At 68.9% G+C, this 17,477-nt stretch carries 16 protein-coding genes; 11 read left to right on the plus strand and 5 right to left on the minus strand.

Annotated features, from left to right (window positions below; translation table 11 throughout):
* Positions 1–3 precede the first annotated feature (3 nt).
* From U9J23_RS16535 to U9J23_RS16555, 5 genes are all read left to right on the plus strand, one after another.
* A complete protein-coding gene (locus tag U9J23_RS16535; protein WP_059382291.1) occupies positions 4–366 on the plus strand; it encodes a VanZ family protein in 363 nt (120 codons plus the stop codon).
* A gap of 97 nt (positions 367–463) precedes the next feature.
* Positions 464–781, plus strand: coding sequence for an SAV_915 family protein (locus tag U9J23_RS16540; protein ID WP_059382292.1), 318 nt, complete (start codon positions 464–466; stop codon positions 779–781).
* Complete coding sequence (locus U9J23_RS16545) at positions 778–1,059, plus strand: hypothetical protein (RefSeq protein WP_059382293.1); 282 nt, start codon at positions 778–780, stop codon at positions 1,057–1,059. The genes U9J23_RS16540 and U9J23_RS16545 overlap by 4 nt, the downstream gene beginning before the upstream one ends.
* A gap of 2 nt (positions 1,060–1,061) precedes the next feature.
* Positions 1,062–2,207 (plus strand): hypothetical protein, encoded by a 1,146-nt coding sequence (locus U9J23_RS16550; RefSeq protein WP_326598908.1) that lies wholly within the window; start codon positions 1,062–1,064, stop codon positions 2,205–2,207.
* Entirely contained in the window at positions 2,194–3,129 is a 936-nt protein-coding gene (locus tag U9J23_RS16555) for a hypothetical protein (protein ID WP_272267169.1), read from the plus strand. Before U9J23_RS16550 ends, U9J23_RS16555 begins: the two co-directional genes overlap by 14 nt.
* A 3-nt stretch (positions 3,130–3,132) precedes the next feature.
* Here the strand turns inward: U9J23_RS16555 and U9J23_RS16560 are convergent, their stop codons facing one another.
* The 3 genes from U9J23_RS16560 to U9J23_RS16570 all read right to left on the minus strand — a co-directional run bounded on the left by U9J23_RS16560 (position 3,133) and on the right by U9J23_RS16570 (position 5,878).
* On the minus strand, positions 3,133–3,963 hold the full coding sequence (locus tag U9J23_RS16560; RefSeq protein WP_272267168.1) for a tyrosine-protein phosphatase: 831 nt from the start codon (positions 3,961–3,963) through the stop codon (positions 3,133–3,135).
* A 48-nt stretch (positions 3,964–4,011) separates the two neighbouring features.
* The gene (lat, locus tag U9J23_RS16565; protein ID WP_272267166.1) at positions 4,012–5,346 is read right to left on the minus strand and encodes an L-lysine 6-transaminase; all 1,335 of its coding nucleotides are present in this window, start codon (positions 5,344–5,346) and stop codon (positions 4,012–4,014) included.
* Positions 5,347–5,413: 67 nt separating this feature from the next.
* A complete protein-coding gene (locus tag U9J23_RS16570; protein ID WP_016692799.1) occupies positions 5,414–5,878 on the minus strand; it encodes an Lrp/AsnC family transcriptional regulator in 465 nt (154 codons plus the stop codon).
* 36 nt (positions 5,879–5,914) lie between these two features.
* On the opposite strand from U9J23_RS16570, the gene amaB reads away from it, so the two are divergent.
* The gene (amaB, locus tag U9J23_RS16575; protein WP_059382298.1) at positions 5,915–7,420 is read left to right on the plus strand and encodes an L-piperidine-6-carboxylate dehydrogenase; all 1,506 of its coding nucleotides are present in this window, start codon (positions 5,915–5,917) and stop codon (positions 7,418–7,420) included.
* 93 nt (positions 7,421–7,513) lie between these two features.
* Here the strand turns inward: amaB and U9J23_RS16580 are convergent, their stop codons facing one another.
* Positions 7,514–7,771, minus strand: coding sequence for a DUF7218 family protein (locus U9J23_RS16580; RefSeq protein WP_059382299.1), 258 nt, complete (start codon positions 7,769–7,771; stop codon positions 7,514–7,516).
* Positions 7,772–7,871: 100 nt separating this feature from the next.
* On the opposite strand from U9J23_RS16580, the gene U9J23_RS16585 reads away from it, so the two are divergent.
* From U9J23_RS16585 to U9J23_RS16605, 5 genes are read left to right on the plus strand one after another with little or no spacing between them, the layout of a single operon-like run.
* Positions 7,872–9,419: an AMP-binding protein gene (locus U9J23_RS16585; RefSeq protein ID WP_272267164.1), complete on the plus strand. Its 1,548-nt coding sequence runs from the start codon at positions 7,872–7,874 to the stop codon at positions 9,417–9,419.
* A complete protein-coding gene (locus tag U9J23_RS16590) occupies positions 9,416–10,801 on the plus strand; it encodes an FAD-binding oxidoreductase (protein ID WP_059382301.1) in 1,386 nt (461 codons plus the stop codon). The genes U9J23_RS16585 and U9J23_RS16590 overlap by 4 nt, the downstream gene beginning before the upstream one ends.
* Positions 10,802–10,838: 37 nt before the next feature.
* The gene (locus U9J23_RS16595) at positions 10,839–11,399 is read left to right on the plus strand and encodes a hypothetical protein (RefSeq protein WP_059382302.1); all 561 of its coding nucleotides are present in this window, start codon (positions 10,839–10,841) and stop codon (positions 11,397–11,399) included.
* Positions 11,400–11,450: 51 nt separating this feature from the next.
* Positions 11,451–16,013, plus strand: coding sequence for an ATP-dependent helicase (locus U9J23_RS16600; protein ID WP_272267162.1), 4,563 nt, complete (start codon positions 11,451–11,453; stop codon positions 16,011–16,013).
* 1 nt (position 16,014) lies between these two features.
* Positions 16,015–16,815 (plus strand): DNA-formamidopyrimidine glycosylase family protein, encoded by an 801-nt coding sequence (locus tag U9J23_RS16605; RefSeq protein WP_085470021.1) that lies wholly within the window; start codon positions 16,015–16,017, stop codon positions 16,813–16,815.
* Here the strand turns inward: U9J23_RS16605 and U9J23_RS16610 are convergent.
* Positions 16,785–17,441 carry a TetR/AcrR family transcriptional regulator gene (locus tag U9J23_RS16610; RefSeq protein WP_059382305.1) on the minus strand — a complete coding sequence of 219 codons (657 nt, stop codon included), beginning with the start codon at positions 17,439–17,441 and terminating at the stop codon, positions 16,785–16,787. The genes U9J23_RS16605 and U9J23_RS16610 overlap by 31 nt on opposite strands.
* Between the last annotated feature and the right edge of the window lie 36 nt (positions 17,442–17,477).

Raw genomic sequence — 17,477 nt, forward strand, 5'->3', positions numbered from 1 at the left:
ACCGTGCCGTCCACGCTCCTCCGGCACCGCACTCTGCCACTGATCGTCGCGGTCGTCGTCATCACCGCGATGCTGCTCTCCCCCGGCGGCACCGTGCCGAGCGGTCCGCCGCACGCCGACAAGGTCACGCACGCACTGATGTTCGTGGCCCTCGCGCTCTGCTCCCGCTACGCACGGATCTCCCCCGTCGTCACGGTGGTGTGGCTGGGTCTCTACGGCGTGCTGACGGAGATCCTCCAGGCCACCGTCGCGGTCCGGCGTTCCGGATCGTTCTGGGACTGGTGCGCCGATCTCGTCGGCGTTGCGATCGGCCTCGCCGTCGCGGCCGTCGTCGGCTCACGTTCTCGCACGCGGTCGAAACCGTAAGCATCAACCCGTGATTCGTCACAAACCCTGACGCTGGTAGCCTCCTCCGCGCCGACAGTCCGACGGGGGATCGGACGGGCTGCTCACGGGGGAACGAATGTCGCAGGAACAGGTCGCGGACGCACTACCGACGGTGCTCCCGCCGTATCTCTACCTACCGTGCGCGGAAGCGGTCTCGGATCCGGCCGATGCCACCGTCGACTATCGATATCTCAGCGACGGCCGCATCGCGCTGCTCGCCTACACGGCACTCGACCGTCTCCACTCCTGTTGCGGCGCCGGGCAACCGTGGCTGGTGCTGCCCACGCACGTGCTCCCGCGACTGCGTGAGGCACAGCCGTGGGATTCGCTGCTGCTCGACGTCCCGATACCCGAAGCGGAACGTCGACACCCGGCCTCCGGAGACGCGAGATGAGCCTGTACGTCGATCCCGACGAACTCGATCGGGCCGCAGGCATCTACACGGGTGCGGCCACGGACACCGCAGATCTCGTCGACACCTGCCCCACAAGCGTGGACGCGGGTCTCGCGACCGGCCCGCTCACCGGCATGCTTGCGCAGATCGTCACCGACCTCGCCGGCATGGTCGAGCTCCTCGGCGGAACGGGTGGCCTGCTGACGACCACAGCGCAGACGTACCGGGACGCCGACGACGAGGCCGCCGCCGCGCTCGTCCGGACCTGGTCGGAGTGACCGTGCCGATCGACACCTTCATCGCCGGCAACCCCACCGACATCCGACGGGTCGAGGACTGGATTCGCACGACGCTGGGCACCACGATCGGGAACGTCGCCGACGCCGCGGCCCGGGCGCGTCGCATCGCCGACGACGCCTGGGACGGCGACGCTTCCGAGACCTACCTCGACAGGTCGAGCGAACACGTCCACGCCATCGACGATTTCCACGAGCGGACATCGAGGACCGCCGATGTCTTCGCGGGCCTGGCGGGCGAACTGTCGCGCGCCCTGTCCGACATGGCCGACATCCGCGCTCGCGCCGCGGCCGCGGGACTGCCGGTGGTGTGCAACACGATCAGCGATCCTCCCCCGGGTGACGACGAAGCCGCTTTCCGAAGGACCTCGGCGTATCAAGAAGCGAGCGCAGCCGCCGAGGCGGTGCACGCTCGATGGTCGGTCGCAATCGCAACTGCCGTGAACACCTGGATCGGACACGTGTGGTCCGCGACTTTTCTGACAACCACCGGGTTCGACTCCGCCGACCTGTACCGGAGTGGTCGGGTGAAGGCATTGCTCGAGCTTCGGGAGAGTCTTCGTAACGCAGCACTCCTGTCGATGGAACGATTTCTCGCACTGCCGGACGGCACACCCTACGGTGAACTGCGACGTCTGTTCGATATCGCTCAGCATCCGCTTCAAGACCTCGCCGACACAGGCAGACACCTCGACGACGCGGTACCGCTGTCCCGAACTGTCGCCAGAGTCGCAGGGGCCGCAAACGCTCTCGGTTTCGTCGCCGGCGTCGGGCTGGACTTTTTCGCCGGCGGCGAGTCGCTCGAACAGGCTGTGGCCTCCAACAGCGCGGGTCTGATGGCATCGATGACGACCGGCGCCGCGGTAGGAGCCGCAGTCGGATCGGTCGTTCCCATTGCCGGCACCGCTGTCGGCACTGTGATCGGTGTGCTGGCGGGAACCGCCGGCGGAATCTTCACATCCGGCATGGTCGACCACATCTACGAGTCGGGCACGAGCTCCGCCTTGGGAACGGTCATGGCCGGGGTGAACGAACTCGGAGGTGCAGCAGACGCTACGGCGGATCTCCTCGACGCGACCGTCGGTGGAGTGACGCGACTGGGACGAGGAGTTCTCGATGCAGTTTTCTGACGGTTCCGACCTCCGCACCTACGGAAATCCGCGGGCACTGTACGTCATCGTGTTCACAGCCGTCGTCGGCCTGTTGTTCCCCGCACTTCTCGTCGGCGTCTTCGTCGAACAGGCAACAGCAGGAATGCCACTCGAAGCACCCACCGGCACGACCTTCCTGTTGGCTCTGGGGGCAACGGTTCTGGTGTATCCGGTGATCGGTTTCCTCATGTACAGCCCACGCACCCGAGCGGAGCACATCGTCGCGGAAACCGAAACCGACTTCCCGGCCTTGGTTCTGCGACAGTCACCTTCGGTCTTCTGGGCCGCTCCCGCTCAGATCGGGATGCTGACGCTGATGTTGCTCGCCGCCGTCTGGACGACCCCGAACGCCGGAGACCGGACGAGCGAGAACGTGATCATGACGATCGTCATCTGCTCGTGGCAGGTCGGTTTCTACTTCTTCGTCGCCCGGCGGACGCTGCGCCCCGGCCGGATCGCACTCTCCGTGGACGGAATCTGCTTCAGCGATCACGCCACCGACACCTGGATACCCTGGAACGCCACGGCATCCGGCGTTCAACCCGATCCCCTGTACGTCGTGCTGGTCGCCCTGCCGCAGTGGGGCGCCGTGACGAGCGCACGAGTTCCGTTGCCGTGGCGGATCATCGACGACCGCAAGGACAGCGACCTACGTCCCTCATCCCGACGCCGCCCCGGTCATACTGCCCGCATCGACCGGCGCCGGTTCGAGATCGCACCCGAACTCCTCGACGCCGTGCTCGACCACTATCTCCGCGACCCCGACGCCCGCGCCGAACTCACCGATCCCGACGCTGTCGCACGCCGAGTCGACGAGCTGCGCTCCTACGCACCCGGACCGCGGTGGCGACGCTACGGTCCGGTCCCCGTGCCGACCCTGAGCACGCCGGCGCCGAGGTGACGGTCAGGCGGTCACGTTCGAATCGACGAGCCGGGTCCGCAGGGCCTGCAGGGTGTCGTCGTCGAGACCGAGTCCGGCGGCGAAGTACTGCTCGATGGTTCCGTAGCGCGACAACGCCTCGTCGATCGCCACCTCGAGGTACTCGCGGCGCACACCGAGCAGGGGCGTGATCAGGTCCGGATCGCCGCCGAGCGATGCGAACCGGGCGAAGAAGTCGTCGAAATGCGGGAGCAGTTCGTCGTTGGTGCGGAGATAGTCGGTGAACACGGCCTCCTGGTCGGCGCCGGCGAACAGGAGCAGCGACGCCGCCGCCCACCCGGTGCGGTCCTTGCCGGCACTGCAGTGCACGAGCCCCGGAACGTCGCCGTGCGCGACGGTGTCGGCCAGGGTCCGGTACGACGCCACTGCGCTCGGAAGAGTGACGAAATCGCGGTAGCTCTGACGTAGGTAGTCGGCGGCGCGACCGTCGCCGAGTATCTGCGACACCAACTCCGGATTCGACACGAGTTGCGGCAGCGCCGCCGCGATCGATCCGCCTTCACGATCGGCGAGGACGTCGAGGCCGAGGTGCCGGGCGCCGTCGGGGACGCGATCGGGACGGGCCTGCTGCTCCTCGAGCGTGCGCAGGTCGAAGACCGTCGCGATACTCAGGGCATCGAGGGTCTCGATGTCGGTGTCGGTCAGGCGGCTGAGGTCGGTGGAGCGGAAGACCACCCCGGTGCGGACCACGCCGCCGAACGAACTACGGCAACCGCCGATGTCCCTCAGGTTGGCGAGCGACGGAATCGCGAAGGATTCGCCGCCGGTCACGGTCTCGTCCAGTGCATCGGCCATATCCGACAAGCTACCGCCGTGCGGCCCCGAACAGGGGGACCCGCCCCGTCATTCGTACTGCGAGGTCACCCTGTCGAGCGCGTCGAGGGCCTCGTCGAGCTCGTGGGTGGTGACGATCAGCGGCGGCCGGAAGCGGATGCCGCGCGTGCCCGTCCCGATCACGAGGACGTGCTCGTCGCGGTACAGCCGTCGCAGCACCTCGTCGCGGATCTCCGGAGTCGGGAGATCGACCGCGCACATCAGTCCGCGTCCCCGCGGTTCGGTGACGACCGGTCGTCGCGCGGCGATCTGCTGCAACCCCGACAGCAGGTGCGCTCCGCTCAACCGGGCGCGGTCGATCAGCCTGTCGTGTTCGACGACCTCGAGGATGCGGCGGGCCCGCACCATGTCGGTGAGATTGCCGCCCCACGTCGAGTTGATCCGCGAGCTCACGGCGAACACGTTGTCGGGTACCTCGTCGATGCGTTCACCGGCCATGATCCCGCACACCTGCGTCTTCTTGCCGAAGGCGACGATGTCGGGGGTGACGCCGAGCTGCTGGTAGGCCCACGCGGTGCCGGTCGTGCCGGCACCCGTCTGCACCTCGTCGAAGATCATCAGGGCGTCGTTCTCCCGGCACAACTGTGCGATCGCCCGGAAGAACTCGGGACGGAAGTGATGGTCGCCGCCTTCCCCCTGGATCGGTTCGGCGATGAAGCACGCGATGTCGTGGGGACGTTCGGCGAAGGCGCGGCGTGCCTGTTCGAGGGCCTTCTCCTCGGCCGCGGCGACATCGCGTCCCTCGGCGAGATAGGGCGCGTCGATCCGCGGCCAGTCGAACTTGGGGAACCGGTCGGTCTTGACCGGATCGGTGTTGGTCAGAGACAGGGTGTACCCGGTGCGGCCGTGGAAGGCCTCGGTCAGGTGCAGCACCGATCCGCCCAGGTGGGCGGGCAGACCACGGGACTCGTTGAGGCGGCTCTTCCAGTCGAACGCGACCTTGAGCGCGTTCTCCACTGCGAGCCCACCACCGTCGACGAAGAACAGGTGCGGCAGCGCCGGATCGCCGAGGACGCGCACGAAGGTCTCGACGAAGCGTGCCATGGGCACGGTGTAGATGTCGGAGTTGCTGGGCTTGTTCGCCGCGACGGCGGCGAGTTCGTGCGCTGCCTCCGGATCGGTCAGCGCCGGATGGTTCATCCCGAGCGTGGACGACGCGAAGAACCCGAACATGTCGAGCCTCGTGGTTCCGTCCCGGGCGTCGACGAGGCGTACTCCGCGGGAACGGTCGAGATCGAGGACGAGGTCGAAACCGTCGGCGAGCATGTGCCGGCCGAGGATGCTGTGTACCCGGTCGGGGGCGAGGTTCTCGGCACCGTCCGGGTTTCGGAATGCAGTGCTCATGACCCCACCGTACGCGATAATCAACGGGGCAAACCCGGTATCACAGCAACACTTACGGCGTAGATGCCTATCGTTCGTAAAATGTTTGCAGGACGACGGTGCTGCGGGTCGCGACGTTGGCGGTCGCACGGATCTCCTGCAGCAGCCGTTCGAGAGCGCGAGGAGACTCGACACGTACGAGGAGGATGTAGCTTTCGTCGCCCGCCACCGAGTGACACGATTCGATCGCGGAGATGTGCCGGAGACGGGCCGGTGCGTCGTCGGGTTGCGACGGGTCGAGAGGGGTGATCGCCACGAACGCCGACAACATCAGCCCGAGCGCTTCGGGATCGACGCGCGCACTGTATCCGCGGATCACGTTGCGCGCCTCGAGTCGGCGCACCCGCGACTGCACAGCCGAGACGGACAGTCCTGCCTTCTCGGCGAGCGCCGCGAGCGTCGCGCGACCGTCGGCGACCAGTTCGCGCAGCAGCATCCGATCGATGTCGTCCAGCGACTCCTTCGACGAGTCGTTTCTCGAGGATTCGGGCACCAGCGCAGGGTATCCGAGCAGTAAAGGAGCTCACCGATGAATGCGACCACCGATCTCGCCGATCGCGCGGCGACCGCTCTGAGGCAGTGCGGCGTCGACGCCCTGCCCGACGACGCGGCGCTCGCGGTGACCAGCCCGATCGACGGCAGCGTGATCGGGCACCTCCCGGTCCACTCGGCCGCCGAGGTCGACGCGACGATCACAGCGGCGGCACAGGCCTTCGAACAGTGGCGGGACATCCCCGCTCCGGTGCGCGGCCGCGTGGTGCGAAGGCTCGGCGAACTTCTCGTCGAACACAAGTCGGATCTCGCCGAACTCGTCACTCTCGAGGCGGGAAAGATCCCGTCGGAGGCCGCAGGCGAGGTGCAGGAGATGATCGACGTCTGCGAGTTCGCCGTCGGTCTGTCGCGACAGCTCTACGGGCGGACGATGCCGTCCGAGCGACCCGGGCACCGCCTCATGGAGATCTGGCATCCGCTCGGCGTGGTGGGCGTGATCTCCGCGTTCAACTTCCCCGTGGCGGTGTGGTCGTGGAACACCGCGATCGCGCTGGTGTGCGGCGACCCGGTGGTGTGGAAGCCGTCGGAGACCACCCCACTCACCGCGCTCGCGTGCGACGCCCTGCTGCGCCGAGCTGCCGCCGAGGTCGGCGCACCCGAAGGACTCCATCACCTTCTGCTCGGCGACCACACGGTGGGTGAAGCGCTCGTCGACGACCCTCGTATCGCGCTGGTCAGTGCGACCGGCTCCACCCGGATGGGGCGGATCGTCGGGCCGCGGGTCGCGGCGCGATTCGGCCGGAGCCTGCTCGAGCTCGGCGGCAACAATGCGGCGATCGTCGCTCCGTCCGCCGATCAGGATCTCGCCGTCCGAGGCGTCGTGTTCGCCGCCGCCGGAACGGCGGGCCAGCGCTGCACGACCCTGCGCCGGCTCATCGTGCACCGGTCGATCGCCGACGAGTTCGTCGAGCGCATCGCGAAGGCGTACTCGGGTCTGCGGGTGGGGAATCCGCTCGACGAGGGCGTCCTGGTGGGTCCGCTCATCTCCGAACGGTCCTACGAGGCGATGACCGCGGCGCTCGACCGTGCACAGACCGACGGGGGCACGCTCGTCGTCGGCGGCGAACGGGTGGAGGTCGCCGGTGGCGGCGTGTACGTCTCGCCCGCGCTGGTCCGGATGCCCGCGCAGACCGAGGTGGTGCGCGAGGAGACCTTCGCCCCGATCCTGTACGTCCTCGTCTACGACGACCTCGACGAGGCGATCGCGTTGCACAACGATGTACCGCAAGGACTCTCGTCGTCGATCTTCACACTCGACCAGCGTGAGGCCGAACTGTTCCTCGCCCGATCCGACTGCGGCATCGCCAATGTCAACATCGGCACCTCGGGTGCCGAGATCGGTGGTGCCTTCGGCGGGGAGAAGCACACCGGCGGTGGGCGCGAATCCGGATCGGATGCGTGGAAGGCGTACATGCGCCGGGCGACGAACACCGTCAACTATTCGACGGATCTGCCACTCGCCCAAGGAGTCGAATTCGGCTGATCCCGAACGACGTTCGCGCGCCGGAACGAGGCTCGCCGCCCCCACAGCAGGGGCGAAGCTCGTTTCGGCGCGCGAACTCGGGGGTCCGGTCGGCTAATGGTTGCGCAGTGCGTCGATCAGTTCGTCCTTCTTCATGTCGGAGTAACCGGTCATGCCCAGTTCCTTCGCACGCTTCTTCAGGTCGTCGACCGTCCAGTCGTCGTAGGAGCCGGACTTGCCGCCTTTCTTCCCGACCTGTGACTTGCCCTCGTTCGCAGCCGCGTTGGAGATCCGGGCCGCCTTCTCCTTCGAGGCGCCGTCCTCGCGGAGCTCCTCGTACATCTTCTCGTTCTTGATCGACGGATTCGGCATCGTCTTCTCCTTCCGTGGTCCTTCCGCACGGGTACCCGACGACACTGCGCCCAATCAGAGGATATGTGGTCTGCACCACATCCTGTGGTAGACCTTGGGCATGTATCCAGGGAACTTCGTCGCCACCACGCCCGACAAACCCGCGATCATCCGCCCCGCCACCGGGGAGTCGCTGACCTATCGCGAACTCGACGAACGCTCGATCCGGCTGGCGAAGTACCTGAGGTCCCTCGGCCTCGAGCGCGGCGATCACATCGCCCTGATCTCGAACAACGACCTGCGGGTCATGGAGGTCTACTGGGCAGCGCTGCGCTCGGGTCTCTACATCACCGTCGTCAACTGGCACCTGGCCCCGGCCGAGGCCGCCTACATCGTCGACGACTGCGGCGCGAAGGCCATCGTCGTGTCGGCGCAGGCCGTCGATGCGGTCGACCTGTCCCCCGGCGCGTATCCCGGCGTCACCCACCGGTTGGCGTTCGGTGGGTCGCCGGCCGGTTTCGAAGAGTACGACGCCGCGCTCGCCGGTTTCGACGCGACACCACTCGACGACCAGCCCCGGGGCCAGGACATGCTGTACTCGTCGGGCACCACGGGCCGGCCCAAGGGCATCAAGCCGAAGCTTCCGGACGGGCAGGTCCAGGACATCCCCGACCCGTACACCGCGGTCTTCGCCCCGATGTACGGGTTCGACGACAGCACCGTCTACCTGTGCCCCGCGCCGCTGTACCACGCTGCGCCGCTGCGTTTCTGCGGCACGATCCAGTCGGTCGGCGGCACCGTGGTCCTCATGGACCGTTTCGATCCCGAGGAGGCACTCGCGCTCATCGACCGGTACTCGGTCACGGCGAGCCAGTGGGTGCCGACGATGTTCGTCCGGATGCTCAAGCTCCCCGAGGAGACCCGCGCGAAGTACGACGTGTCGAGCATGAAGGTCGCGATCCACGCCGCGGCACCGTGCCCGCCCGAGATCAAGCGCGCGATGATCGAATGGTGGGGACCGGTGATCAACGAGTACTACGCCTCCACCGAGGGCGCCGGTGCGACGTTCATCGACTCCGCACAGGCGCTCGCGCATCCAGGCTCGGTGGGCCGCGACGGAGGCCTGGGCACCGTCCACATCTGCGACGACCAGGGGCAGGAGCTGCCCACCGGATCGATCGGCACGGTGTGGTGGGAACGCGACGAGCGTCCGTTCGAGTACCACAACGACCCGGTGAAGACGGAACAGGCGACGCACCCCGAACATCCGACGTGGACGACCAGCGGGGACATCGGTTATCTGGACGAGGAGCGCTATCTCTACCTCACCGACCGGGCCGCGTTCACGATCATCTCGGGTGGCGTGAACATCTACCCACAGGAATCCGAGAACGTCCTCACTCTGCATCCGAAGGTGTTCGACGTCGCGGTGATCGGCGTGCCGAACGAGGAGATGGGTGAGGCGGTCAAGGCCGTCGTGCAGCTCGTCGACGGGGTCGAACCGAGTCCCGAACTCGAGCAGGAACTGCTCGCCTACGTCCGCGACCGCGTGTCGCACTTCAAGGCGCCGCGCAGCATCGACTTCTCCGACGACCTCCCGCGCACCCCCACGGGCAAACTCGTCAAGCACAAGCTCCGTGCGCGCTACGTGGAGCCGGTGCGCGGATGAGCCGCCCGACCACCGACCCGACCCTGGTGCTCGACGAACTTGCCGGGCGGTTGCCCGCCGGCGCGCTGGTCACCGATCCCGACATCCTCGCCGGTTACCGGCAGGACCGCGCGCAGGATCCGGACGCCGCGGTTCCGCTCGCTCTCGTGCGCGCGACGTCCACCGCGGACGTGCAGGCGACACTGCGGTGGGCGAACGCCCACCGGGTGCCGGTGGTGCCCCGCGGTGCCGGCACGAGTCTGTCGGGCGGGTCCGGCGGGCTCGCCGACGGGATCGTGCTCAGCACCGAGAAGATGCGGGCGATCACCGTCGACACCGCGACCCGCACCGCCGTCGTCCAGCCCGGTCTGCTCAACGTCGAGGTGAAGCAGGCCGCGGCCGAACACGGGCTCTGGTATCCGCCGGATCCGTCGTCGTTCGAGATCTGCACGATCGGCGGCAATGCGGCCACCAACGCCGGTGGGTTGTGTTGCGTGAAGTACGGGGTGACGACCGACTACGTGCTCGGACTCGAGGTGGTCCTCGCCGACGGCACCGCGGTGCGGCTCGGCGGCCCTCGGGTCAAGGACGTCGCGGGTTTGTCGCTGACGAAGCTGTTCGTCGGCAGCGAGGGCACCCTCGGGGTCATCACCGAGGTGACCCTGCGGCTCGTCCCACCGCCGCCACCGGCCTCCACGATGGTCGCGACCTTCGCCACCGTGCAGGCCGCCGCCGACGCCGTCGTCGCGATCACCGCGGTCCTGCGCCCGGCGATGCTCGAGTTCATGGACCGGGCGTCGATCGGCGCGGTCGAGGACATGCTGCGCATGGGACTCGACCGCACCACCGAGGCGATGCTCATCGCCCGCTCCGACGCACCCGGCAGCGCGGCCGCGGAGGAGATCGAGATCATGGTGCGGGCGTGCCGCGAAGCCGGTGCCGACGACGTGTTCGCGACCGACGATCCCGAGGAAAGCGAGGCGTTCACCGTCGCCCGTCGCATGGCGATCCCGGCCGTCGAGCGCACCGGCAGTCTGCTGCTCGAGGACGTCGGGGTGCCGATCCCCGCACTGCCGGAACTGGTGAGCGGGATCGCCGATCTCGCAACCGAACACGATGTCACCGTGGCCGTGATCGCCCACGCCGGGGACGGCAACACCCATCCGCTGATCGTCTACGACCCCGCCGACGCGGACATGACGGCGCGAGCACAGGTGGTCTTCGGGAAGATCATGGATCTCGCGATCGAACTCGGCGGCACCATCACCGGGGAGCACGGTGTCGGCCGGCTCAAGAAGGCCTGGCTACCCGATCAGGTGGGGCCGGACGTGATGGCGTTGACCGAGCGGATCAAGGCCGCACTCGACCCGAACGCGATCCTGAATCCCGGCGTGGTGATCTGATGACCCGCACCACATCGACAGCGGTCATAATCGTCGCGTGAACACCCGTGTGCCCCCGTCGACGGCGGCCCTGCCGCTGCGTGAGACCAAGTACCGCGAGCTCGAACAGTATCCCGAGTTCGGCTCGGTCACGGCCTGGCTCCGCGACGTCGTGTCGTCGATCGTGCCCAACGCCCGCATGAGCGAATGCGAGTACTGGTCCGTCGTGTGTCTTCCCGCCGGGGATCCGGACGACCCGCGGAAGCCGCTGGTGTCGGTGCATGCCGGCAACATGGCGGTCGCCGGGGTGTTCCTCGATCTCTCCGACGGGCAGCGGCGCCTCGCCGGTTACGTCCGCGTGTCGGGGGCCGAACTGGAGAAGGCGTCGGGCTCGACCCGCGAGCAACTCGTGGCGGACTCCCCCGACCTCGTGTTCGTCGACGAGGGCTCCGTGGTGTGCGTGGTGTGGAGCGACGAGCCGGCCGTGCGGGAGCAGTTCGAGGCGCTGCCGTGGCGGGCCCCGGCACGGACGCTCGTGACGGAACTGATGCGCTACGGACGCAACTCCTGGGCCGACGATCACTGTCGGCAGATCGCACGGTTCGCATACAGCGACTGATCGGGTTCACGTGCGACGACTGAGTGTGTCGGTCGGCGGGTAGACGATGGGATGGTGACCGACATCCTCGATCGTTTCTCCGCGCCGACCCGGGCGTGGTTCGCCGGGGCATTCGAGTCCCCGACCCCGGCCCAGCTCGGCGCGTGGGATTCGATCTCCTCGGGAGCCCACACGCTCGTCGTCGCCCCCACCGGCTCGGGCAAGACCCTGTCGGCGTTCCTGTGGTCGCTCGACCGGCTCTCGTCCACCCCGGCCGACGAGCACGCCGCGCGTGAGCACCGCACCCGCGTCCTGTACGTCTCGCCGCTCAAGGCCCTCGCCGTCGACGTCGAGCGCAATCTGCGCTCCCCGCTCGTCGGCATCACGCAGACCGCGAAACGTCTCGGCCTGACGCCACCCGACATCACCGTCGGTGTGCGTTCCGGCGACACCTCCCAGGCCGATCGTCGCGCCCTGGCGCGCACGCCACCGGACATCCTCATCACGACGCCCGAGTCGCTATTCCTCATGCTCACCTCGTCCGCGCGGGAGAACCTCGTCGGTGTCGAGACGGTGATCGTCGACGAGGTCCACGCGGTGGCGGGGACGAAACGCGGGGCGCATCTCGCGCTGTCGCTCGAGCGTCTCGACCAGCTCCTGCGCGCGCCGGCCCAACGCATCGGGTTGTCGGCCACCGTGCGGCCGCACGAGGAGGTCGGCCGGTTCCTCGCCGGTTCCGCCCCCATCCGGATCGTCGCGCCGCCCTCGGCGAAGACGTGGGATCTCACGGTGCGCGTACCGGTCGAGGACATGACCGAACTCGGGGTCTCCGAACCCGACGAGGAATCGTTCTCCCCATCACCGCAGGCCGGGTCGATCTGGCCGCACGTCGAGGAACAGATCGTCGACCTCATCACCGAACACCGGTCGACGATCGTGTTCGCCAATTCCCGGCGACTGTCCGAACGTCTCACCGCCCGGCTCAACGAGATCCACGCCGAACGCCTCGGCGAGGAGGTGGACCGCGAGGGCGCACCGCCTTCACAGCTCGGGTCGCCCACCGAGACCACCGCCGGCGCTGCCCCCGTGCTCGCCCGCGCCCACCACGGGTCGGTGAGCAAGGACCAGCGCGCCCTGATCGAGGACGACCTCAAGTCGGGCCGGTTGCGGTGCGTGGTGGCGACGTCGAGTCTCGAACTCGGCATCGACATGGGTGCGGTCGATCTCGTGATCCAGGTCGAGGCTCCGCCCTCGGTGGCCAGCGGTCTGCAACGCGTCGGCCGCGCCGGGCACCAGGTGGGCGAGACCTCGCGCGGCGTGCTGTTCCCCAAGCACCGCACCGATCTCGTGCACTGCGCGGTGACCGTCGAGCGGATGGTCGAGGGACACATCGAGGCGCTGCAGGTCCCGGCGAACCCGCTGGACGTGCTCGCCCAGCAGACGGTCGCGGCCACGGCCCTCGAACCCATCGACGTCGACGACTGGTTCGACACGGTGCGGCGCAGCGGATCGTTCGCGACGCTCTCCCGCGGTGTCTACGAATCCGTCCTCGACCTGCTCGCCGGTCGCTATCCGTCCGACGAGTTCGCCGAACTCCGCCCCCGGGTGGTGTGGGACCGCACGGCCGGCACACTCACCGGCCGGCCCGGCGCCCAACGGCTCGCCGTCACCTCCGGCGGCACGATCCCCGACCGCGGCCTGTTCACCGTGTACATGGTCGGCGAGAAGAACACGCGGGTGGGCGAACTCGACGAAGAGATGGTCTACGAGTCGCGGGTGGGCGACGTCTTCGCACTCGGTGCCACCAGCTGGCGGATCGAGGAGATCACATTCGACCGGGTCCTGGTCTCCCCCGCCTACGGCCGGCCCGGCCGGTTGCCCTTCTGGCACGGCGACAGTCAGGGTCGCCCCGCCGAACTCGGTGCCGCGCTCGGCGCATTCCTGCGCGAGATGGGGCACGCCTCACCGGAGGACGCCGAGACCCGCTGCCGCAAGGGCGGTCTCGACGACTACGCGACCGGAAACCTCATCCGCCTGCTCGACGAGCAACGCACCGCCACCGGGCACCTGCCCACCGACCGCACGCTCGTCGTCGAACGGTTCCGCGACGAACTCGGCGACTGGCGGCTGGTGCTGCACTCGCCGTTCGGGTTGCGGGTGCACGCACCGTGGGCGCTCGCGGTGGGCGCGCGACTGCTCGAACGCTACGGCGTCGAATCCCATCCCACCCCGTCCGACGACGGCATCATCGTCCGGCTGCCCGACACCGACGACGCCCCACCCGGTTCGGAGATCTTCGTCTTCGACACCGAGGAGATCGACGACATCGTCACCGAACAGGTCGGCGGCTCGGCGTTGTTCGCGTCCCGCTTCCGGGAATGCGCGGCGCGGGCCCTGCTCCTGCCCCGCCGCAACCCGGGCAAGCGCGCCCCGCTGTGGCAGCAGCGCCAGCGATCGGCGCAACTGCTCGACGTCGCTCGCCGCTATCCCGACTTCCCCATCCTGCTCGAGACGGTGCGCGAGTGCCTGCAGGACGTCTACGACCTGCCCGCTCTGCGCGACCTGCTCGGCAGCATCGCCCAGCGCAAGATCCGGCTGGTGGAGGTCGAGACCCCCACGGCTTCTCCGTTCGCGACGTCGCTGCTGTTCTCCTATGTGGGTGAGTTCCTGTACGAGGGCGACAGCCCGCTCGCCGAACGGCGGGCCGCGGCACTGTCGCTCGACTCGACGCTGCTCGCCGAACTCCTCGGCCGGGTCGAGCTGCGCGAACTGCTCGACGCCGACGTCATCACCGAGGCCGAGCACGAACTGCAACGACTGACCCCGCAGCGACGCGCACGAGACGCCGAGGGCGTCGCCGATCTGCTGCGTCTGCTCGGTCCGCTCACCGACGCCGAACTGCGCGAGCGCACCACCGACGACCCGACGCCGTGGATCGAGGATCTCGAAACGCAACGACGGGCGCTGCGTGTCTCGTACGCGGGCGAGCACCGGTGGGCGGCGATCGAGGACGCCTCACGTCTGCGCGACGCGCTGGGCGTGCCCCTGCCCATCGGGGTTCCGACGGTGTTCGTCGAACCGGTCCCCGACCCGCTCGGCGATCTGATCGCCCGGCACGCCCGCACCCACGGCCCGTTCACCACCGCGCAGGCCGCCGCCCGGTTCGGACTGGGCACGGCGGTCGTCGAATCCGTCCTCGAGCGACTCGCCTCCGAGAAGCGCGTCACGGCAGGCGAATTCCGCCCCGGTGCGAGCGGATCGGAATGGTGCGACACGGAGGTGCTCCGAAGGCTGCGGCGCCGGTCGCTCGCCGCCGCCCGGCAGGACGTCGAACCCGTCAGCACCACGACCCTCGGACGATTCCTGCCCGACTGGCACCACCTCGGCACCGGCCCGGGCACGAGCGCGCTCTACGGCATCGACGGTGTCCTCACCGTCGTCGAACAACTGGCCGGGGTACCGGTGCCCGCGAGCGCCCTCGAACCGCTGATCCTCGCTCCACGTGTCCGCGACTACACGCCGACGATGCTCGACGAACTCACCACGACCGGCGAGGTCCTGTGGTCGGGTGCCGGATCCATCTCCGGGAAGGACGGTTGGGTGGCGCTGCACCCGGCCGATCTGGCTCCGGTGAGCCTGGCTCCGGTCGACGACATCGAACTCGGGCCGGTGCACCAGGCGATCCTCGAGTCGCTCTCGGGCGGCGGGGCGTTCTTCTTCCGGCAACTCGTCGACGCCGTCACCACCCTCCACACGACGGCGAGCGACACGACGGTCGCCGATGCGCTGTGGGAGCTGGTGTGGAGCGGGCACGTCGCGGGCGACACCCTCGCCCCGCTGCGCGCCCTGATCGGCGACACCTCCCGCGCCAAGCCTGCCCACCGCACCCCGCGCCGGGCGCCGCGTGCCCGGATGTACCGCGCCCGGCCCACCCTGCCGAGCCGCACCGGGCCACCGACCGTCAGCGGGCGCTGGTCGATGCTGCCCGAGCGCGAGACCGACGCGACGGTCCGCGCGCACACCACCGCCGAACTGCTGCTCGAGCGGTACGGCGTGGTCACCCGCGGTGTCGTCGTCGGCGAAGGTGTGCCCGGCGGTTTCGCGACGATGTACAAGGTGCTCAGCCGGTTCGAGGAGACCGGCCGGTGCCGGCGGGGCTATTTCGTCGATTCGCTGGGCGGAGCGCAGTTCTCGACACCGTCGGTCGTCGACCGCCTGCGGTCGTTCTCGGATTCGATCGAGGGTCGGCACTCGGAGACCGCGGCCGTCACCCTCGCGGCGTGCGATCCCGCCAACCCGTACGGTGCGGCGCTGCCGTGGCCGAAATCGTCGGCCGACGACGACGCGCCGCGGCACCGGCCGGGCCGCAAGGCCGGTGGTCTCGTGGTGCTCGTCGACGGGGCGCTCGTACTGTTCGTCGAACGCGGCGGACGCACATTGCTCACCTTCGACGACGATCCGGGCCGGTTGCGCAGCGCATGCGCGTCGCTCGCAGCGACCGTCAAACGCGGAGGTGTCGACAAGATCGTCGTCGAGAAGGTCGACGGTGAGTCGATCCACGGGCACGAGTTCGCCGGATACCTTGCCGAAGCGGGATTCTCGGCGACACCGCGCGGCTACCGGTTGAGGTTCTGACGTGCCCGAGGGAGACACCGTGTTCCGCGCCGCGCACCGCCTCCGGACCGCTCTGGAGGGAAAGGTCCTCACCGAAACCGACTTCCGCGTGCCGCGTTTCGCCACCGCCGATTTCACCGGGTGCACGGTCGACGAGGTGGTCTCGCGGGGCAAGCACCTGCTCGTCCGCGTCGCCGACGTCTCGATCCATTCGCACCTGAAGATGGAAGGTGAATGGCACGTCTACCCACGTGGAACACGCTGGCGCAAGCCCGGATACAAGGCACGCGTCGTGCTCGGCACCGAGGACGTACAAGCCGTGGGGTTCGAGCTCGGCATCGTCGAGGTACTCGCTCGCGACCGGGAGGACGACGCAGTGGGGCATCTCGGGCCGGATCTGCTCGGCCCCGACTGGGATCCCGAGCGCGCGGCGGCGAATCTCGCGGGCGACCCGAACCGCCCCATCGGGGTGGCCCTGCTCGATCAGCGCATCATGGCCGGCGTCGGCAACGTGTACCGCTCCGAGCTGTGCTTCCTGCGTGGCGTCGATCCGTGGACACCGGTCGCGCAGGCCGGGGATCCTGCGGCGTGGGTCGACCTCGCGCACCGGTTGCTGATCGCGAACCGCGACCGGACGACCCGCATCACCACCGGCGACCGGCGCCCCGGCCGCAATCTGTGGGTCTACGGACGTCGTGGGAAGCCGTGCAGGCGGTGCCGGACTCCGATCCGGTCCGGTGAGATCGGCACCGCGACCGATCCCGAGCGCGTGGTCTACCGGTGCCCGCGATGTCAGCCGCGTCCGGAAGGATCTCCGGCCTGATCGCCCTGCAGGCACGCCGCCCTGCCGGCGTCCTCGACGAGCGCGACACAGTGCCGGACGAGGGTCTCTCGCGACACCGCGAGGTCGCCTTCGAGATATCCCATGAACAGGCTGGTGAGGGCACCGACGACACCCACGGCCACCATGTGGCGCTGCCCCTCGTCGCCGCCCGGCGGTAGCTGGTCGCGGACCAGCGCGACGAAGGCCGGGGCGAGTTCGATACCGCGCCGGCTGATCGCGGGTTCGCGCAACGGAGCGAGGAGGAGCACGCGTCCCTTCGGGGGATCGTCGACCATGAGCTCGACGAACGCCCGCACCGCGGCCTCGGCGCGGCCGGTGGGGGGCGCGGAGAGCACCGCGTCGGCCAGCGCGTCGCGGGCGCGGTCTGCGACACGGGCGTAGACCTCGCGGACGAAGGTGTCGCGGTCGGTGAAGCTCTCGTAGAAGTACCGTTCGGTGAGTTCGGCGGCCCGGCACACGGCCCGGACGTTCGCCGCCGCGCCGTCGGGCGCTCCGAGCAGTTCGACGCCTACGGCGAGGAGACGTTCTCTGCGCAGCCGACGGCGTTCGTCGATGCCGACGCCCGCCCAGCTGCGGCGCGTGGTGTCCACCTTCTCGCTTCCCATCGTCGACTGCATGCCGGCCGAATCCTACTCCGACGA

The organism is Rhodococcus sp. PD04 (assembly GCF_035918275.1).
Lineage (GTDB): Bacteria > Actinomycetota > Actinomycetes > Mycobacteriales > Mycobacteriaceae > Rhodococcus > Rhodococcus rhodochrous.